The following is a 19262-nucleotide window of genomic DNA, read 5'->3' on the forward strand; positions in this document are numbered from 1 at the left end:
GCATAGCCTGCGTTACGGTGTGTCGGATGAATCCAGTGCCCTACCAATGGACGCCGAAAGCCTCTCGTAACTCGTCCAGAGCGGACTGATCCAAAGGCTCGGGGCGCGGGTTGCTCATCAACCACAATCGCGCCGTTTCTTCGAGTTCTTCCAGGGCGTAGCTGGCCTTGGACACGGTGCTTTCCCAGACCACCGGCCCGAGACGTTCGAGCATCACGCCACGCACACTGTTGGCGAGTTGCGCGACTTGCTCGGCCACCTTGGGGGAGCCAGGCCGCTGATAACCAATCAATGGAATGTGCCCGACCTTCATCACTTGGTAAGGCGTCAGCGGTGGCAGAATGTCATTCGGTTGCCAGACACCGGCCAGGGTCAACGCCACCAAATGAGTGGAGTGGGTATGCACCATGCCACCGACCGCCGGATTACGATCGTAGACCTGACGATGCAGGGCCAAGGTCTTGGACGGCTTGTCGCCAGAGACCCACTCCCCCGCCAGGTTGACCTTGGCGATGGCCGTCGGGTCAAGACGGCCGAGGCAGACATCGGTGGGCGTGATCAGCCAGCCATCATCGAGTCGGGCGCTGATGTTGCCAGCGCTGCCCACGGTATAACCGCGCTGATAGAGGCTGAGACCCACGTCGCAAATTTCTTCGCGCAGGGCATTTTCATCGCTCATTTCGCACCTCCGGCCAGTTGTTTGAGTGCCTTGTCGAAGAAGTCCCGGCAACCGAAGTTGCCCGATTTGAGTGCCAGCGCCAAAGGCTCGTCCGTACTGCTGATGGTTGCAGGTACGCCCGGATCGATCTGTGCGCCGATTTGCAGCAGTTGCACGCCCAACGCCTGAACCACGGCGCCCGAAGTTTCCCCGCCGGCGACCACGAAGCGACGCACGCCACTTTGCCGCAGCCCATTTGCAATGTCGCCAAAGGCGCGTTCCACCAGACTGCCTGCTTGTTCGACACCCAACTTCTGTTGCACAGCCTTGACCTCATCCGGCGAACTGGTGGCGTAGATCAGCACGGTCTGCTTATTCTCCTTGGCAAAGGCCAAGGCTTGCGCAACGACCGGCTCGCCGGCCGCCAACGCTATTGGATCAATCCGCAAGGCAGGCCGACCGGCCTCAATCCACGCCGCAACCTGCCCATTGGTAGCAACAGAGGCGCTGCCGGCCAGTACCACTTCGCCACCTGGCACAGCAGGCAATGCAGAGGCATCAAAATCCCGCAGTTTGCCGGCACGGCGGAAATTTTCCGGCAGCCCCAAGGCCAAACCTGAACCACCGGTCAGCAAGGGCAGATCGGCACAGGCAGTACCGAGGGTGTAGAGATCCTGATCGCACAGCGCATCGGCGATGGCCATGCCGAGACCTTGTGCTCGCAGTTCGGCGATCTTTGCCCGTACGTGCTCTGCGCCTTGGGCGATGCTGTCGTAGCGCAACAATCCGACTTTCAGAGTGGTTTGGGATTGCAGAACCCGTACCAGATTGGCATCGGTCATGGGCGTCAGGGGGTGATGCTGCATACCTGACTCGTTGAGCAATTGATCCTGCACAAACAAGTGCCCGCGAAAGATGGTCCGCCCGTTTTCCGGAAATGCCGGACAGGCCAGGGTGAAATCACTGTCCAATGCCTTGAGCAACGCCTCGCTGACCGGGCCGATGTTGCCGGCCGCTGTCGAGTCAAAGGTTGAGCAATACTTGAAGAAAATCTGTTCGCAGCCTTGCGCCCGCAACCAGTTCAACGCGGCCAGTGATTCTGCGACGGCATCTGTGGTGGGCGTGGTGCGTGACTTCAGCGCGATAACGATCGCATCTGCATCGAGCCCAGCGGCCACTTCGCTGCTGGGAATACCAATGCTCTGCACCGTACGCATGCCGCCGCGCACCAGCATATTGGCGAGATCCGTGGCGCCGGTGAAGTCGTCGGCGATGCAGCCCAACAAAGGGCGCGCAGTGGAAAGAGTCATGGAGCGATCCTCAAACAGATTCAGGCTTGGCAGTCGGTAGTTCTATGCCTGGGAAAATCTTGATTACTGCCGAGTCATCTTCGCGTCCGAAACCGGCACTGGAAGCCTGCATGAACATCTGGTGCGCAGTGGCTGACAAGGGCAACGGGAATTTGCTGGCCCGGGCGGTATCCAGCACCAGACCCAGATCCTTGACGAAAATATCGACAGCGGACAATGGCGTGTAATCAGCCTTGAGAATGTGCGGTACACGGTTCTCGAACATCCATGAATTACCCGCACTGTGGGTGATCACTTCATACAAAGCATCAGCATCGACACCTTCGCGCAACCCCAATGCCATGGCTTCAGCAGAGGCGGCAATGTGCACACCCGCGAGCAACTGGTTAATGATTTTGACCTTGGAGCCCAAGCCATGAACGTCTCCCAGGCGATAGACCTTACCGGCCATGCCCGCCAGTATGGCGTCTGCTTTGGCATAGGCTGGAGCCGGGCCGGAGGTCATCATGGTCATCTCGCCGGCTGCCGCTTTGGCGGCTCCACCGGAGATGGGCGCATCCAGATACAGCAGACCTTTGTCGGCCAGGCGTTGCCCAAGATCCACAGCATAGGTCGGCGCGACGGTGGCACAGCCAATCACCAGGCTCTCAGGACGTAACGCTGCTACCGCACCGCCTTCTCCAAACAACACTGTTTCAGTCTGTTCGGCATTGACCACCACCGTAATGATCACGTCGCACTCAGCCGCCATCTGCGCAGGCGAGCTGCATGCAACACCTCCCTCGCTGGCGAACTGTTGCGTGACTGCCTCACGCACGTCACAGGCGTGCACATTGAAGCCGCTACGCAATAACGAGCGGGCAATGCCCAATCCCATAGCGCCAAGACCGATAACGCCGACATTTTTGTTATTCATGGGGTGCTCCTGAGAAAAGCAGCGGCGGCATCCGCGCCAGAAAGGCGCAGGTGAATGTCCGCGTTTTTGAGAGGTTGATGCGGGGATTGATTGTGACTGACATGCCTGCCCCTTGAATGGGGAGTGGCAAAACGGTGGGCACCTTGTCGAACATCGTCACAATCCTGTTTTGTATTGTTTTCAGGTTGTCATTCGGGTCGAGTAGATAATCCACCAATGAACGGATTGTGTGAAGTGTTTTTTTAAAAATAACATTATTTAACATCGATCGTGATGCAGGGTCGTACGCTCACCTCGGCAGGGAGAACAAAAAAACCCCGGCAGGGCGGACCTCCGGGGTTTGGCTGTTTCTTCAGGCCAGGCATCGCCTTGCGCTTAACTCTCTCCAGCGACCGCAAGAAACTCAGTCAACGCAACGCCCTTTCGGCCTAGTTGCTTGACGCCATACATGGCCTGATCCGCAGCCTTGAGCAAGGTATCCAGACTCTGGCCATGCAGGGGGCACAACGAAATGCCGATACTGCACGAGAGGGTTAGCTGTCCTGCACTGGTTGCAACCGGTTGCGCAATGGCTTCCAGCATTTCCTCAGCTCTGTTTTCAGCACATTCCGTGTCGGTGAAATTCGCAATCAGAACCACAAATTCATCGCCTCCGTAGCGAGCGACGGTGTCACACGGACGAGTGCTCTGAACCATGCGATTGGCAACCGCCCGAAGAACCTGGTCGCCGACCTCGTGGCCGTGCTTGTCGTTAATGTCCTTGAAGTGATCCAGGTCGATCAACAGCACGGCAAACGCAATCCCGTTCGCATTCCAATTAGAGAAGGCCTGTTCAAAACGATCAGCGAAGAGATAGCGATTAGGCAATTGGGTGAGCACGTCATGGGTGGCAAGATAAGCCGAGCGTTTGTGTTCGAGCTCTGCCCTTTCCAGGGCCTTGAAATGCCGAATCAATACCAACGGCATCAGCACGAGCGCCCCAGCCAGAACCACGAGGATTATCACTGTTTGCGCAGTCAGGGCATCTCCAAAACGCAACTGACGCTCAAATGACAATGTCATGGGTTGTGAAGCACTGCTGATCTCGACGTGCTCAGCCAGAAGTGGAAAGAACAGGCGATCCAGGAACCCGGCCTCCTTGGTCTGTGTTGAAAACACATCGCTTTCAGATCCGGCAGTGGTTTTCAGGACAGCGCTGATGTGAACCAGGGGATCGACGTTCGCCTGTTTCACCGCTTCCATTAATGAGCCCGTCTTGAGCAAAAGCAAAGACACCATCGTGCTACCGAAAAAGTTCGGCCGGGCGTTTTCTAGCGCATGTTCAGGGCGGCTGACTGACTGCATCAAAATGTATGCGTCACCACCCTCATACATGGGGAAAACAGGTGAGACGACGGGCTTCAGATTATTGTGGGTTCGGGCCAATGCGTAGGAGAGATAGGCAACGGTTTCCAGCCTGACGCCATAGATCGAACTCGATTCCGGAAGTGCCGGATACATAAACAAGACAGGCCAAGTCTCGCCGAGATAGGCCTGATGTTGGGCAGGTTGGTGAGCGAGGCTCGGGAAATCCTTGAGTTCAAAGTCTGGCCGCCAGGTTCGGCGTAACAGCTCTTCAAAAGCAGCCTGTTCAGCGATAGGGACCGCCCTCGCCGCCTCAAGCATATAAATGTGGGGATAGGCGGATAATACGGCTGTCGCATAACGAGCGGCAGCTTGCGTATCACTCTGGTCAACGGCCTGAAGAAATGCCGTGAAGCCGGCCAACACCGCTTCATTGGTATCAAGTTGATTGCGCACAATGCCGGAAATGTTCTGCACGTATTCCGAGAATCGCGTCTGTCTGTGTTGAGTCTCGGACTTCAACAACAGCACAGCCGAGAAACCAACCAGGCCAACTGCCAAAACAACGAACCCCAATAAGGATCTGCGCCGCTTATTCATCATCCTGATTTCCAATGCGCGGAGCGTGGAGGGTGCTTTGGCCATCTAGCTCAAAAATGGCGTAATACCCCTTAGGATCCTTGTTCCCCATTACGTATCGTCCCTGTCTGGTGCTTGTTTGACTGACATCCGAGTGGCCCACCGGCTATGGACGTCACAGACGTCACACAATGTCCTCTGTGCTGCGGCGCACTCAACGTTTCTTTCTAGTGCGCAACTGCATCAAAATGATTCTAAGGCATATCGCCACTAGTCAGTAAACGCTTTTCTTTGCCCGCGCCGCGCTTTTGCGGAACGCGCCGCCCCGTGCCGTTAACCACTGTCGGCGTGACATGGCACTCTGGTTTCCGTTCGCCCCGCTACACTTCCTTATCTGCGCCGCGCCTCCCTCGCGGCCTCGTGATCTGGAGGTATTGCATGAGCGACAGCACCGAACTCTCGACATTCACCGGTTGGGCCGCAACGACGGCCGGCGCACCATTGGAGCGCTACAGCTATGATCCCGGTCCATTGGGCAGTGAAGAAGTGGAAGTCGTCGTGGAATATTGCGGCGTTTGCCATTCCGACCAGTCGATGATCGATAACGAATGGGGCATCAGCCAGTACCCGTTTATCCCCGGTCACGAGGTGGTCGGCCGTGTTGTGCGCGTGGGTCCGCAGGTTCTTGGTCTCGACGTGGGACAACGGGTCGGTATTGGCTGGTTCAAGGGCAGCTGCATGCACTGTTCTTCCTGCATCGAAGGCTCCCACCAGCTCTGCAACACGGCCAAACCCACCATCATTGGAAGTAACGGAGGCTTCGCCGACAGACTGCGTTCGCACTGGGCCTGGGCGCTACCGATTCCGGATGGACTCGACCCGTCCATGGCCGGACCTTTGTTCTGCGCCGGCTCGACGGTGTTCAACCCGCTGCTGGAATTCGGCGTCAAGCCAACTGATCGGGTCGGCGTGGTGGGCATCGGTGGCTTGGGTCACCTGGCCCTGCGCTTCCTTAATGCCTGGGGCTGTGAAGTTACGGCCTTTACCTCGTCACTGAACAAGCAAGATGAAGCCAAGCGCCTTGGTGCGCACAACGTCATCGCCTCCACCGACAGTAACGCCCTGAAGGCCATTGCAGGCACCCTGGATTTTCTTCTGATCAGCGCCAGTGCCGACCTCGACTGGCCGGCCATGCTCGGCACCTTGCGCGGTAAGGGGCGCCTGCATTTTGTCGGCGTTGTACCCAGCGCAATTCCGGTGCACGTGTTCGACCTGATTCCCAGACAAAAGAGCCTGTCTGGCTCGCCGGTGGGTTCACCCAGTAACACGGCAACCATGCTGGAGTTCTGCGCACGTCATCAGATCCTGCCGCAGGTCGAGCTGTTTCCCATGAGCCAGGTCAACGAAGCGATCGATCATCTGCGCAGCGGCAAGGCGCGTTACCGCGTCGTGCTGGACGCTAGTAAATGATCGACTGGCGCCGAACCACATGACGGAGTAAAGGATGCTTTATTTTCAGCAAATGTTGGGCACCGCCGTGTTTGCCATTACCGGGGTGCTGGCTATCCAGAAGGCGGGGGTCGATGTGTTCGGGGCCGTGGTACTTGGCATCATCACCGCTATTGGTGGGGGCACCATTCGCGACCTGTTGCTCGATCAACCGATTTTCTGGATTGCCGACTTCAACTACATCTGGGTCGCCTTGATTGCAGGAGTACTGGCATTTTTTCTCACCAAGCGATTCCAGCAACGCTATCAACTGCTGCTGTACCTCGATGGTTTTGCGGCCGCACTGTTCGGATTAGTCGCTACCGAGAAAGTGTTGGGGTTGCATCTCGCTGCACCTTTTGCCGTGATGATGGGCGTGCTGACCAGTATCGGTGGCGGTATCGCGCGCGATGTACTGGCCGGGCGAGTTTCGTTGTTGATGTCACGGGAGATCTACGCCACACCGATCCTGCTGGGGTGCACCCTCTATGTCCTATTGCGCGATGTATTTCCGTCAATCCAGATCGCCGGTTGGATTGCCTTGATATTCACCTCAGGCTTGAGGTTTCTCGCCATTTACAAAGAGTTGCAAATGCCGGCGACTCTCTCCACCAGGCAGGGTTAAGGTTGGACTTTCCCTATCCGGGCGCCTGCTATAGTCAGACAGAGTGGCAAGGCAATCGTTGCGGGTAAAAACAATCTACTCTGGAGCTTGGTTATGCGAATCATTACGCCCCTTGTGTGCACTTTTCTGTTCTCCCTGGCTTTGCCATCGCTGTCCTTTGCCGCTGCAAATTGCGAAAACGCGGGCAGTGCAAATGCCGCCAAAAACTGTGTGAAATATAACAACAATCAAAAAGGCAATGGCAATGGCAACAGCGGCAAAGGCAATTGCAATGGAAATGGAAATTGCGGCGACAAGGCCAAGGACAAGGCCAAAGACTATGATGATGATCACGCGGTCGATTGCAGGGATATCAATAGCACTACCCTGCGCCGTCAGTGCCTTGATAAGCGCAGAGATTGAATGACGGATGCCGTTGGTGCGGTTCTTTCGGCGAACGAATCTGTTCGCCCTCCCCTAAAGTCTCCCCACAAAACCCTGGTTGGCGTAAAACGACCTAGATCACAGCTGCAATTAGGGGGATCCTCTCGCTCGCCCGCAGGCGCTGTCACAGGCTAGGCGGCAGGGTAAGCCTGCGTTGGCTGATAAATGAATTGCCGGAGTGGTTATGCGTTGTTTTGAACTGATTTTTCATCAAATCCGTGACTACACTGAGCCGAGTACATTGCTTGTGCCAGGAGGGGGCGGTCATGCTTGATTACTTCGCGTTAGGCCTGTTGTTCTTCGTCGGACTGGTCCTGTTCTACGGGATCATCGCGCTACACGACATTCCTTATGAAATTGCCGTCCACCGCAATCACCCGCACCAGGACGCTATCCATGCAACCGGTTGGGTCAGTTTGTTCACCCTGCATGCGCTTTGGCCATTTCTGTGGATCTGGGCGATGGCGTACCGGGAGGACCGGGGCTGGGGATTTGGTGGTATTCACTCACCGCAAGCACATATCACTCATCTCGAGCAGCAGGTTGCTGACTTGCAAACTCGTATGGAACGGCTGGAAGGGGCTACCGGCACTGCACGGGACAAACCAGCGTCAGATAATCGCAGTGAGGAAATCTAAGCCATGGATCTTCTGCTCATTTTGACCTATGCAGCCATTTGCGTTGCTATCTTCAAAATTTTCCGCATACCGCTGAACAAATGGACGGTGCCGACTGCAGTACTCGGCGGGATTCTGATTGTAGGCGCATTGATCTTTACGATGAACTACAACCATCCGTATTCCGAGGTTGCACGTTCTTACTTCGTCTCCGTGCCGGTGATCCCGGTGGTCACTGGCCAGGTGATCGACGTACCAGTCAAGGGTAACGAGCCGCTCGAAAAAGGCGATGTGCTGTTTCGTATCGACCCTGCCCCGTTCGAGTACCGGATCAGGTCGATAAAGGCACAGTTGGTTTCGGCCACAGCTGATCGTGCGCGAATCACTGAGTTGATCAAGCGTAACTTCGGCACCCAACGTGAACTGGACGTCGTCATTGCTCGTTCCGACGATTTGCAGGCACAACTGGATAATGCTCAGTATGAACTGGACAACACCGTCGTTCGTGCGCCTAGCAAAGGCTTCGTAACCCATGTTTCCTTGCGTCCAGGGATGATGGCCACCAAGTTTCCCTTGCGCCCAAGCATGATCTTCATCCCGGAAGAGGGGCATTATTTTGCCGCGTGGATGCGTCAAAACAGTCAGTTGCGTTTGACGGTTGGCGATGAAGCGGAAGTGGCCTTCGACGGCATTCCCGGCAAAGTGTTTGAGGGACGGGTCACGAGCGTCATCGGCGTCATCGCAGAGGGACAAGTACAGCCCTCCGGCACGTTGATCGGCTACACCGGCTCTCCGCCGGCTGGCCGGGTACCGGTGATTATCGAAATTACCGACCCGAACTTTGTCCAATACAGCAAGCTGATGCCCGGTGGCGCTTATGGGCAGGCCGCGATATACAGTCAGCACTTTGAACATATCGCCATGATGCGAAAAATTCTGCTGCGCATGGCTGCCTGGATGAACTACATCTTTCCATTCCATTAAGAAGCGGCTGACGCCCTCTTCAACCGGGGGCGTCACCCCTCTTCTGTCTGCCCCCGGCGGACCGACTAAATTTATAGTTTCAGTGACTACACGCCACCGTTCAGGTGGCGCGTGCTCGGCTGAATTGTGCATGAAAGGATTAGGAGTTGGAGCACCCCATGAGTCAACAACGTAGCGATCAGGATGATCGGCTTTCAAGGTTACCTCTCCGGCGGGCCGCGAGAACCCTGCTACCGGAGTGGATGGTTAACTATCGACAGACCTGGTTCAAAGGCGATGTCCTCGCGGGACTGACCGCCGCAGCCGTGGTCATTCCCAAGGCACTGGCGTACGCCACCATTGCAGGCCTGCCGGTGCAGGTTGGCCTCTATACGGTGTTAGTGCCGATGGCGATCTACGCCGTGCTCGGCAGTTCACGCCCACTCAGCGTCAGCACCACCACAACACTTGCCATCCTGGTCGCCTCCGCACTGGCTCACATCAGCCCGTCCGGCGATACGGCTACGCTGATAGTTGCCTCCGCCACGCTGGCCTTTATGGTTGGCGCCATACTGGTCGTGGCCGGGATAATGCGCCTGGGCTTTGTTGCCAATTTCATTTCAGAACCGGTGTTGGTGGGTTTCAAAGCCGGCATCGGAATTGTCATCGTCCTCGATCAGCTACCCAAGTTGCTGGGCATCCATATCGAAAAAGGCGGCTTTTTGCACAACGTGCTCGCCACCTTTCAGGGACTGGGGCACGTCTCATTGCCGACCGTGGCAGTCGGTGTGTTCATGGTGCTGATTCTGATCGGCATGAAGCACTTTACTCCACGATTGCCGGCGCCATTGATTGCGGTCGCGCTCGGTATCGTCGGCATGAGTGTGCTGAATCTGGAGCAATTGGGTGTATCGGCCGTAGGTGTCGTGCCGATCGGGTTGCCATCGTTGACGCTGCCCAGTTGGTCGATCGTGTCCGAACTCTGGCCGTCAGCCATGGGGATTGCGCTCATGAGCTTTACCGAAACCATCGCGGCGGGACGAGCATTTGCCCGCAGTGATGAGCCGGTACTGCAACCCAACCGTGAGCTGGTGGCGACAGGCGTTGCCAACATCGGCGGTGCATTTCTTGGGGCGATGGCCGCCGGGGGTGGGACCACTCAAACCGCCGTCAACCGCCTGGCGGGTGCGCAGTCTCAACTGGCGGGATTGATCACTGCCGGGCTGGCACTGGGAACGTGCCTGCTGATCGCACCGTTCATTGGTTTGATGCCCAATGCCACGCTCGCCGCCGTGGTGATTGTGTATTCAATAGGCCTGATCCAGCCTTCGGAATTTCGCGAGATTCTTTCGGTGCGCCGCACAGAGTTTATCTGGGCGATTGTGGCCATGGTCGGGGTCATGTTGCTCGGCACACTGCAGGGTATCGTCGTGGCGATAATCGTTTCGTTGCTGGCACTGGCCTATCAGCTCTCGGACCCGCCCGTGCACACACTGGGGCGCAAACCCGGCACTAATATCTATCGCCCGCCTTCTACCGATACTGACGACGATGAACACTTTGAGGGGTTGTTGTTACTACGGCCTGAAGGTCGCATTTTCTTCGCCAACGCCGAACGTCTCGGTTCGAAAATACGGCAGTTGATCATGGAGGCAAACCCCGGCGTTGTGATTCTCGATCTGCGCAGTGTTTTCGATCTGGAATACACCGCGTTGAAAATGCTCACCGCGGCGGAACAGCGTTTGCGAGAAAAGGACATCTCATTGTGGCTGGTGGGCATGAGCCCAAGCGTTTCCACGATGGTCACCCACGCTCCGTTGGGTCAGGCATTAGGCAACACACGAATGTTCCTCAATCTGGAGCAGGCCGTTGCGCACTATCAGAGGCAGCACTGATATCAGCAGAGATTTTTCCACGCGGCCCAGCCGGCGGGTGACGTGCGTCATCTTGCCCTTGGGAAATTGAACTACCCTTTACTCGCAAGCCGTAGCGGTAATTGCCCGCCGGTACGCACCGTATTCAAAGCCACCCTGAGGTTGAAGTATTACGATGAAAAAACATGATCGTGAAATAGCCGACTCCGCGGAAAAAAAAGCCGACGGGCTTAGCCGCAAAGACTACGAAGCCCAGCTGAAGACCCTGCATGTCGAGCTGGTCAAATTACAGCAGTGGGTGGTTGCCACGGGAGCCAAGGTGGTGGTGGTTTTCGAAGGCCGCGACGGCGCTGGCAAGGGCGGCACCATCAAGGCGCTGACCGAGCGCGTCAGCCCGCGGGTGTTTCGTGTGGTGGCCTTGCCGGCACCGTCCGAGCGAGAAAAAAGCCAGATGTACCTGCAGCGCTACATGCCGCACTTTCCGGCGGCTGGCGAGGTCGTGATCTTCGACCGCAGCTGGTACAACCGCGCGGGCGTCGAGCGGGTCATGGGCTTTTGCGATGAGAAACAGGTGGACAGCTTTTTGGCGCTGACGCCGTTGTTCGAACGTATTCTGGTCGACTCTGGCGTGCTGCTGTTCAAGTACTGGCTGGAAGTCAGCCCGGAAGAGCAGTCCCGCCGGCTCAAGGAACGCATCACCGACGGACGCAAGATCTGGAAACTGTCGCCGATGGACATCAAATCCTACAACCGCTGGGACGACTACACACGCGCCCGTGACGAGATGTTCGAAGCCACCGACAGCGAATGGGCACCCTGGAATGTTGCTCGCTCTGAAGACAAGAAATCCGTACGGCTGAACGTGCTGACTCACTTGCTGGAGAACATTCCGTACAAAAAAATCAAGCAAGAAAAAGTCGTTCTGCCCAAACGCAAAATCGGTGGCTACAAGGCCGCCAACTACCCATTCAAATACATCGCTGAACCCTACTGAGGGTTCAGCACGATGCGACGGCTTATTCCTCGGAGTGGGCCGCTTTCGCGGTTTCTTCGATGGCGCGGATACTGATGGCTGCAAAGATCGCTGTCATCAGCACACCGTTGAAACCGAGCGCGATTGACAGGATACGTGAGAGGGCTGTTTTCGGCACCAGGTCGCCGTAACCGATGGTCAATCCGGTCACGAACCCGAAGTAGATACCGTCAAACGGCCCCCACCCTTCCAGGTGGGCGATGATGAGACCGAACAACACAATCGTAAACAGCAGGATGGAGAAAATCGGCCAGACTACAAGGAAGTAAAACCACACTGTTTTGTAAAACTCCCTACGGACGTGCTTTGCAAAGGAACGTTTCATGTCGTGAGTTTCCTGAGGTTTACGTTGGCGACAGTTGATTGTGTGGGTAACGACCCCTGACAGCTTGGCACAAGTGTGGAAAAAGGAGATTTCGATGGCCGACTCAAGCAAAAAAATGAGCCTCGTGGGGCTCACCACTCTGGTGATGGTCAACATGATGGGTTCAGGCATCATCATGCTGCCCACGAGCATGGCTCAACTGGGGGCCATTTCATTGCTGTCATGGATGGTCACGGCCATCGGCTCCATGGCGATCGCTTACTGCTTTTCCCAGTGCGGTATCTACTGTCAGCGCTCGGGCGGGCTGTCCGCCTACACCGAAGAGGCGCATGGCAAATCAGGATTCTTCCTCTGTTCGTATCTGTACTTTCTCTCGCTGGCCATCGCCAACGTCGCCGTCGCCATCTCCGCCGTGGGTTACATGACCTCGTTCCTGCCCTGGCTGGGCAGTGGCGCAATTCCTCTGTTTATCGGTACGGTGGGCCTGTTGTGGTTAACCACCGTGGCCAACTTCGGTGGCCCCGGCATCACCGGCAAGATTGGGGCAATCACCGTCTGGGGGGTGATCATCCCGGTGGCGGGCCTGAGCATTATCGGCTGGTTCTGGTTCAAGTCTGATGTCCTGGTTTCCGCCTGGAACCCGAACAACCTTAGTAATTCCGAAGCGATCAGCAAGGCCATTCCGCTGACCCTCTGGGCTTTTCTGGGCATGGAGTCCGCGGCACAAGCCTCTGATGCAGTGGAAAACCCCAAGCGCACCGTGCCGCTCGCCTGCCTGTTCGGTACCCTCGGCGCCGCCGTGGTCTACATACTGTCGACGACCGTTATCCAGGGCATCATCCCCAATGCTGAATTGGCCAATTCTTCGGCGCCCTTCGCGCTTGTTTACGCGCAAATGTTCAATCCCCTGGTTGGCAATATCATCATGGCGCTGGCAGTGATTGCGTGTGTTGGCTCCCTGTTGGGGTGGCAATTCACGTTGGCACAAACGGCGAAGATGACGGCCGACCAAGGGATGTTTCCGAAACTGTTCAGCAAGGTCAACTCACGCAATGCCCCCCTTATGGGCATGCTCGCCTGTGGTGTGTTGCAGACACTGATGGCCTTGTCGACCATTTCACCCAATGCCAGCGCCCAGTTTGGCAAACTGGTCAATCTTGCCGCCGTGACCAACCTGATCCCCTACGTGACGGCACTGACCGGGCTACTGGTCATGATGTACAAGGCCTCTGTGTCGCCGAAGGTCTACCTGCGTAATACGCCGGCGTTGCTGATCGCGGTCGCTTATTCGTTGTACGCCCTACAGGCCTGCGGCAAGGACGCCGTGTTCGGCGGCGCCCTTGTCCTGGTCTTCGGATATCCGCTCTATGGCCTGCTCGCCAAGCGCTTTGCCACGGTGTCTGCAACCAATCAAGCCAGGGTCGACACCCCTTAGGCCTGGTTTTGTTGACAGCACTGACATCTGCACACGGGGATCGGGACATGAACGTACAACGAACCAAAACCACCGCACGAGTGTTTGCCTGGCTGCTGCTGATGGTGCCGGTACTGGCCGCTGCCAGCACCCTTGAACGCGTGCGTTCGAACAATACGCTCACCCTCGGCTACCTGCCGGACTTCGCCCCTTTCAGCTTCAAGGAAGGTGACAAGGTTCAGGGGTATGCCATCGGTTTATGCGAAAAAATCGGCGACAAGGTCAAGGCAGAGTTGGGATTGCCCCAATTGCAGGTGCGCTACCAACCCGTCACCGTCGTCGATGAGATCAGTGCCGTCAGCTCGGGCAAGGTCGACATTCTCTGCACGCCGACACCGCCGACACTTGAGCGACGCAAGTCAGTGAGCTACTCGGTGCCGATTTATACGGCCGGTCTTTCGGTGGTGGTACACCAAGACGCCCCAGCCCCGCTGCTGGATGTGCTCAACGGCAAAGTCGCCCATACCGGACCGACCTGGCGTGCAACCGTCAACCATGGGCTGAGCAACCTGACTTATGTCACCACGAAGGGTGGCGTCACCGAGGCGTGGATCCGTCAGCAGATGCGCTTGCTCAGCGTGGTCGCCACACTGATCACGGTCGACACCACCGCCGCCGGCCTGGAAATGGTCGCCGAAGGTAAAGCCGATGCCATGTTCAGCGAACGGATGATGCTCAGGAACCTCCTCGACAGTCATTACCCCCGAGGAAATCTGGTCCTGCTGGAGCGAATTTTCGAGTACGCCCCGACGGCCATGGCGGTGCCGCGTGACGATGAAGATTTCCGCCTGCTGGTCGATACCACGCTGAGTGAAATGTACCGATCCGGCGAGATTGAAGAGGCGTACGATCAGTACCTGGACGGCGCCAGCGAAACGACCAGAAAGCTGTTCAAGATCTACGCGCTGCCCTAGTGCCGGTAAAGTCATACGGTGTCGGCCCAAGAATATATCTGGCGAAAAGGCCTGCAAAAAAACAGGAGCGCGGCAAGCCGGGCTCCTGTTTTTTTTTGCCTGAGCCTAGTGCGTCAACAGCACTTGGGCCCGGCCTTGCTACCGTATCGAGCTTCCTGGCGTTCGCGGAAGAACACCTCATAGCTCATCACCGGTTTGTCCGGGTGCTTGCTCTGCATGTGCTCGACGTAGGTGTCGTAATCCGGCATGCCCACCATCAGGCGTGCGGCCTGACCGAGGTATTTACCCAGGCGACTCAGGTCATTGAACATAGCCCCCCTCCTTTATGAAGCCTGCGGAATCGCCTGGTAAGGCGCTTCTTTATCCGTGCGTTCCTTGGTGCCCCAGGCGGCGATACCGACCTTGAGGGCAAAGAACAGAATGCTGAAGACCACGAACAAAAACAGCGCCGTCAGCGTTGCGTTGGTGTAGGCGTTGTAGATCACATGCTGCATCTGATCAATGCTCTTCGCTGGAGCCAGCACCTGACCGTTGGCCAGTGCATCGCTGTACTTCTTGGCCAGGGCCAGGAAACCAATGGCCGGGTTGGCGTCGAACAGCTTGATGAAGCCCGCGGTCATCGTGCAGATCAGCAACCAGACTGCCGGCAGCATGGTGACCCACACATAACGCTGGCGCTTCATCTTGATCAGCACAACGGTCGCCAGCATCAGCGCGATACCGGCGAGCATCTGGTTGGAGATGCCGAACAGCGGCCACAAGGTGTTGATGCCGCCCAATGGGTCGATCACGCCTTGGTAGAGCAAGTAACCCCACATCGCCACGCAACCGGCGGTGGCGATCAGGTTGGCGGTCCAGGAGTCGGTGCGCTTGAGCGCCGGCACGAAGGAACCGAGCAAATCCTGCAACATGAATCGACCGGCACGGGTGCCGGCATCGACGGCGGTCAGGATGAACAGCGCTTCGAACAGGATCGCGAAGTGGTACCAGAACGCCATGGTGTTTTCACCTGGCAGGACGTGATGCAGGATCTGCGCGATACCGACCGCCAGCGTCGGCGCACCACCGGCACGGGCCAGGATGGTGGTTTCGCCGATGTCCTTGGCCACCGCTTGCAGGGCTTCCGGGGTAATCGCAAAGCCCCAGCTGCTGACGGTTTGAGCGACCGAAACAACATCCGCGCCGACCAAAGCCGCCGGGCTGTTCATCGCAAAATACACGCCCGGTTCGATCACCGAAGCGGCAACCATGGCCATGATGGCAACGAACGATTCCATCAGCATGCCGCCGTAACCGATGTAACGGGCATGACCCTCACTGGCCAGCAGCTTCGGCGTAGTGCCGGAAGCGATCAACGCGTGGAAACCCGAGACCGCGCCACAGGCGATGGTGATGAACAGGAACGGGAACAAACCGCCCTTCCATACCGGCCCGGTGCCGTCGATGAATTGGGTCAGTGCCGGCATTTTCAGATCGGGCATGGTCACCAGAATACCGATGGCCAACGCGACGATGGTGCCGATTTTCAGGAAGGTCGACAGGTAGTCACGCGGGGCCAGAATCAGCCACACCGGCAATACCGCCGCGACAAAACCGTAGCCAATCAACATCCAGGTGATCTGAATCCCGGTGAAGGTAAAGGCCTTGGCCCAAACCGGGTCAGCGGCAATCTGCCCACCAAGCCAGATCGAACCCAGCAGCAACAGCACGCCCACTACCGAGATCTCACCAATGCGACCCGGGCGGATATAGCGCATGTAGATGCCCATGAACATCGCGATCGGGATGGTCGCCATCACGGTGAACATGCCCCATGGGCTATCGGCCAATGCCTTGACCACGATCAGCGCCAGTACCGCGAGGATGATGATCATGATCAGGAAGCAGCCAAACAGCGCGATGGTGCCGGGGATGCTACCCATTTCTTCACGGACCATGTCACCCAGGGAACGACCGTTACGGCGAGTGGACATGAACAGGACCATGAAGTCCTGAACGGCACCCGCCAGCACGACTCCGGCGATCAGCCACAGCGTACCGGGCAGGTAGCCCATTTGCGCTGCCAATACCGGCCCGACCAAAGGCCCGGCGCCGGCAATGGCCGCGAAGTGGTGACCGAACAGTACGTGTTTATTGGTCGGCACGTAGTCCAGGCCATCGTTATTGATGACCGCGGGCGTGGCACGATTGGGGTCCAGTTCCATCACCTTGGTGGCGATGAACAGGCTGTAATAACGGTAGGCAACGAGGTAGATGGCAACGGCTGCGACTACGATCCAGAGGGCGTTGATCGCTTCGCCGCGGCGCAGGGCCACGACACTTAGCGCAAACGCTCCCAGAACAGCCACGGCAAACCAGGCGAGGTGTTTAGCCAGACGGGGCATAGCGTGTCTCCTGCCGACAGCCAGTGGACTGCGGCGGTAATTTTTATAATTGTGTCCGCGGTGCGGAGCTGGCCCAATATCCCCGCATGCCGTCTACAAATAAATCCGCGTTACTACGTACGCCACATCTACGTAGTTCTACGTAGACGGAGTCGCTCCCACAGGGGTTTTGTATTACAACTAGCTGACACCCCCGGCATTCCGTCCAGCAGCGCTACTGCAAATGCATCTCCTTGGCCTATGATGCCGGGCCTTCGCCTTCCCTCGGTCAGGAGCCAGGATGCAGCTCAAACACAAAATCGTCGCGCTCGGAATTCTGCCGCTGGTGTTGGCCATCGCGGTGATCTGCGCGCTGCTGATTTCGATGAACCGACAGCTCGGCGATCAACAGGCGCAGTTGATCGAAGACAGCATTTTGGCCAGCAAACGGGCCGAACTTAAAAACTATGTGGAAATGGCGCAAAGCCTGATCGCGCCGCTGTACGACGACGGCCACGGTGACGCGCACGCCCAGGAGCAAGTCCTGGCAGAACTGCGCAAGCTCAGCTTCGGCATCAATGGTTACTTCTTCGTCTACGATCGCGAAGGCCGCAGCCTGATGCACGCGCGCCAAACCGAACTGGTGGGCAAGTATCTGTGGGACATGAAAGACCCGCACGGTTTGCCAGTGATTCAGGCACTGCTCAAAAGTGCGCAATCGGGCGAAGGCTTTCAGCGCTACGCCTGGAACAAACCCTCCTCCGGCCAAGTCACCGACAAGCTCGCCTACGTGGTGATGCTGGACCGTTGGGGTTGGATGCTCGGCACCGGCATTTACCTTGAGGACGTTGAACGTGCCACCCAACAGGCACGTGACGAAGTGGCTCAGGGCATCCGCAAAACCATGCTGGCGATTGCCGTCGTGGCGCTGGTGGCGGTGCTGTTTGTGTTCGCCAGCGGCATGACGCTGAACGTCAGCGAGCATCGTCTGGCGGATAAAAAGTTGCAGCGTCTGACCCAGCGTATTGTCAGCCTGCAAGAAGAAGAGCGGTCACGAGTATCCCGTGAGTTGCACGACGGCATTAGCCAGTTACTGGTGTCGATCAAGTTTCGCTTCGAACTGGCCAGCCATCTGCTGGAAAATGAACAAGGACATGACAAGGGGTTGAGCACATTAAAGGACGCCACCGAACGCCTGGGCGAAGCCATTGGCGAGGTCCGCAGCCTCTCGCACGATCTGCGCTCCTCGTTGCTCGACACCTTGGGCCTGCCGGCGGCCATCGGCCAACTTGCCGCTGAATTCGAGCAACGCAGTGGTCTCAAAGTGACGTATGACGACAATGAATTCGACTGTCACTTGGTCGATGGCGCGGCGGTCGCGCTGTTCCGGATTGTGCAAGAAGGCCTGACCAATATCGAACGCCACGCCCAGGCAAAAAACGTTTCCATTACCCTGCACGGCGCTGAAGAGTCGGTACGACTGAGCGTGGTGGATGACGGAATCGGTTTCAACGTCGCCCAGGTCGAACGTCGCCATGCGGGCATTGGCCTGCGTAACATCCGTGAACGTGTCGAGCATTTTGGCGGCCGTTTCGAGCTGATATCGATGCCTGGCAGAAGTGAGCTGGACGTACAACTGCCAATGAACGCGCCCGCAGCGAAACGCTGACTTACCCCTTTATAACAAGAGTGAACACCCGCGATGAACCTGCCCTACCCGATCCGCGTCGCCCTGGTCGACGATCACTCCCTGGTCCGCGACGGGATCAAAGCACTGCTGGCGGTCATGGCTCCCCTGGAAGTGGTGGGCGAAGCCGAAAGCGGTGCGCAAGCAATCGAGATGGTCGGGCGCTGCCAGCCGGATTTGTTGTTGGTTGACATCAGTTTGCGCGACATGAACGGCCTTGAACTGACGCGCGTGCTACGCAGCCAGTACCCTTCGCTGAAGGTGCTGATGTTGAGTATGTACGACAACTACGAATACGTGAGCGAGTCGGTTCGTGCGGGCGCCAGCGGCTATGTGCTGAAAAATTCTCCGTCGCGGGAAATCATTGCAGCCATTGAAGCCATTGTCAGCGGCGGCACGTTCTACAGCGCCGAAATCGCCCAGCGGCTCATCGCCGATAAAAGCACGGACAACGAGCTCACACCGCGTGAGAGCCAAGTGTTGTACAAAATGGCCCAGGGCCTGAACAACAAGGAAATGGCCCGCGAACTGGACATCAGCGTGCGGACGGTCGAAACCCATCGCTTGAGCATCCGCCGCAAACTCAATATCGACAAACCGGCGGCACTGGTCAAATACGCAATCGAACACGGAATAATTTCGCGGTAAGAAAAAAAACGCCGACCGCCC

Annotated in this window: 19 protein-coding genes; 11 read left to right on the top strand and 8 right to left on the bottom strand. The window is 57.3% G+C overall.

Features of this window, described 5'->3' with window-relative positions; genetic code table 11:
- Window positions 1–40: 40 nt before the first annotated feature.
- The 5 genes from otnC to AC3ISI_RS13785 form a co-directional block, all read right to left on the bottom strand.
- Complete coding sequence (gene otnC, locus AC3ISI_RS13765; protein WP_489337455.1) at window positions 41–679, bottom strand: 3-oxo-tetronate 4-phosphate decarboxylase; 639 nt, start codon at window positions 677–679, stop codon at window positions 41–43.
- Window positions 676–1968 carry a 3-oxo-tetronate kinase gene (otnK, locus tag AC3ISI_RS13770; protein WP_489337456.1) on the bottom strand — a complete coding sequence of 431 codons (1293 nt, stop codon included), beginning with the start codon at window positions 1966–1968 and terminating at the stop codon, window positions 676–678. The genes otnC and otnK overlap by 4 nt, the downstream gene beginning before the upstream one ends.
- 10 nt (window positions 1969–1978) lie before the next feature.
- Window positions 1979–2884 carry an L-threonate dehydrogenase gene (gene ltnD / locus AC3ISI_RS13775; protein ID WP_489337457.1) on the bottom strand — a complete coding sequence of 302 codons (906 nt, stop codon included), beginning with the start codon at window positions 2882–2884 and terminating at the stop codon, window positions 1979–1981.
- Window positions 2877–3038 (bottom strand): hypothetical protein, encoded by a 162-nt coding sequence (locus AC3ISI_RS13780; RefSeq protein WP_489337458.1) that lies wholly within the window; start codon window positions 3036–3038, stop codon window positions 2877–2879. Before AC3ISI_RS13780 ends, ltnD begins: the two co-directional genes overlap by 8 nt.
- Before the next feature lie 221 nt (window positions 3039–3259).
- Window positions 3260–4831: a diguanylate cyclase domain-containing protein gene (locus AC3ISI_RS13785; protein ID WP_489337712.1), complete on the bottom strand. Its 1572-nt coding sequence runs from the start codon at window positions 4829–4831 to the stop codon at window positions 3260–3262.
- A gap of 414 nt (window positions 4832–5245) precedes the next feature.
- Here AC3ISI_RS13785 and ahr point away from each other — a divergent pair, with 414 nt between their 5' ends.
- The 7 genes from ahr to ppk2 all read left to right on the top strand — a co-directional run bounded on the left by ahr (window position 5246) and on the right by ppk2 (window position 11791).
- The gene (gene ahr, locus AC3ISI_RS13790) at window positions 5246–6277 is read left to right on the top strand and encodes an NADPH-dependent aldehyde reductase Ahr (RefSeq protein ID WP_489337459.1); all 1032 of its coding nucleotides are present in this window, start codon (window positions 5246–5248) and stop codon (window positions 6275–6277) included.
- Between the two features lie 34 nt (window positions 6278–6311).
- Window positions 6312–6920, top strand: coding sequence for a trimeric intracellular cation channel family protein (locus AC3ISI_RS13795; protein WP_489337460.1), 609 nt, complete (start codon window positions 6312–6314; stop codon window positions 6918–6920).
- A gap of 93 nt (window positions 6921–7013) precedes the next feature.
- The gene (locus AC3ISI_RS13800) at window positions 7014–7322 is read left to right on the top strand and encodes a hypothetical protein (RefSeq protein WP_489337462.1); all 309 of its coding nucleotides are present in this window, start codon (window positions 7014–7016) and stop codon (window positions 7320–7322) included.
- Between the two features lie 287 nt (window positions 7323–7609).
- Complete coding sequence (locus AC3ISI_RS13805; protein ID WP_489337464.1) at window positions 7610–7981, top strand: DUF3302 domain-containing protein; 372 nt, start codon at window positions 7610–7612, stop codon at window positions 7979–7981.
- Between the two features lie 3 nt (window positions 7982–7984).
- Window positions 7985–8944, top strand: coding sequence for an HlyD family secretion protein (locus AC3ISI_RS13810; RefSeq protein WP_489337465.1), 960 nt, complete (start codon window positions 7985–7987; stop codon window positions 8942–8944).
- A 158-nt stretch (window positions 8945–9102) separates the two neighbouring features.
- On the top strand, window positions 9103–10818 hold the full coding sequence (locus AC3ISI_RS13815) for a SulP family inorganic anion transporter (protein WP_489337466.1): 1716 nt from the start codon (window positions 9103–9105) through the stop codon (window positions 10816–10818).
- A 154-nt stretch (window positions 10819–10972) separates the two neighbouring features.
- Complete coding sequence (ppk2, locus tag AC3ISI_RS13820) at window positions 10973–11791, top strand: polyphosphate kinase 2 (RefSeq protein WP_489337467.1); 819 nt, start codon at window positions 10973–10975, stop codon at window positions 11789–11791.
- 22 nt (window positions 11792–11813) lie between these two features.
- Here the strand turns inward: ppk2 and AC3ISI_RS13825 are convergent, their stop codons facing one another.
- On the bottom strand, window positions 11814–12155 hold the full coding sequence (locus tag AC3ISI_RS13825) for a potassium channel family protein (RefSeq protein ID WP_489337468.1): 342 nt from the start codon (window positions 12153–12155) through the stop codon (window positions 11814–11816).
- 94 nt (window positions 12156–12249) lie between these two features.
- On the opposite strand from AC3ISI_RS13825, the gene potE reads away from it, so the two are divergent.
- Window positions 12250–13590, top strand: coding sequence for a putrescine-ornithine antiporter (potE, locus tag AC3ISI_RS13830; protein ID WP_489337469.1), 1341 nt, complete (start codon window positions 12250–12252; stop codon window positions 13588–13590).
- A 47-nt stretch (window positions 13591–13637) separates the two neighbouring features.
- A complete protein-coding gene (locus AC3ISI_RS13835) occupies window positions 13638–14543 on the top strand; it encodes an amino acid ABC transporter substrate-binding protein (RefSeq protein WP_489337470.1) in 906 nt (301 codons plus the stop codon).
- Window positions 14544–14656: 113 nt separating this feature from the next.
- On the opposite strand, the gene AC3ISI_RS13840 is transcribed toward AC3ISI_RS13835, so the two are convergent.
- Window positions 14657–14854: a YbdD/YjiX family protein gene (locus tag AC3ISI_RS13840; RefSeq protein WP_109631600.1), complete on the bottom strand. Its 198-nt coding sequence runs from the start codon at window positions 14852–14854 to the stop codon at window positions 14657–14659.
- 12 nt (window positions 14855–14866) lie between these two features.
- The gene (locus AC3ISI_RS13845; protein WP_489337472.1) at window positions 14867–16927 is read right to left on the bottom strand and encodes a carbon starvation CstA family protein; all 2061 of its coding nucleotides are present in this window, start codon (window positions 16925–16927) and stop codon (window positions 14867–14869) included.
- Window positions 16928–17207: 280 nt separating this feature from the next.
- Between AC3ISI_RS13845 and AC3ISI_RS13850 the strand changes: the two genes are divergently transcribed.
- The gene (locus AC3ISI_RS13850) at window positions 17208–18575 is read left to right on the top strand and encodes a cache domain-containing protein (RefSeq protein ID WP_489337473.1); all 1368 of its coding nucleotides are present in this window, start codon (window positions 17208–17210) and stop codon (window positions 18573–18575) included.
- Between the two features lie 33 nt (window positions 18576–18608).
- Window positions 18609–19241, top strand: a complete 633-nt coding sequence (locus tag AC3ISI_RS13855; protein WP_489337474.1) for a response regulator — start codon at window positions 18609–18611, stop codon at window positions 19239–19241.
- The last annotated feature ends 21 nt before the right edge of the window (window positions 19242–19262 follow it).

The sequence above is a fragment of the Pseudomonas sp. GL_139_B genome (assembly GCF_057834475.1).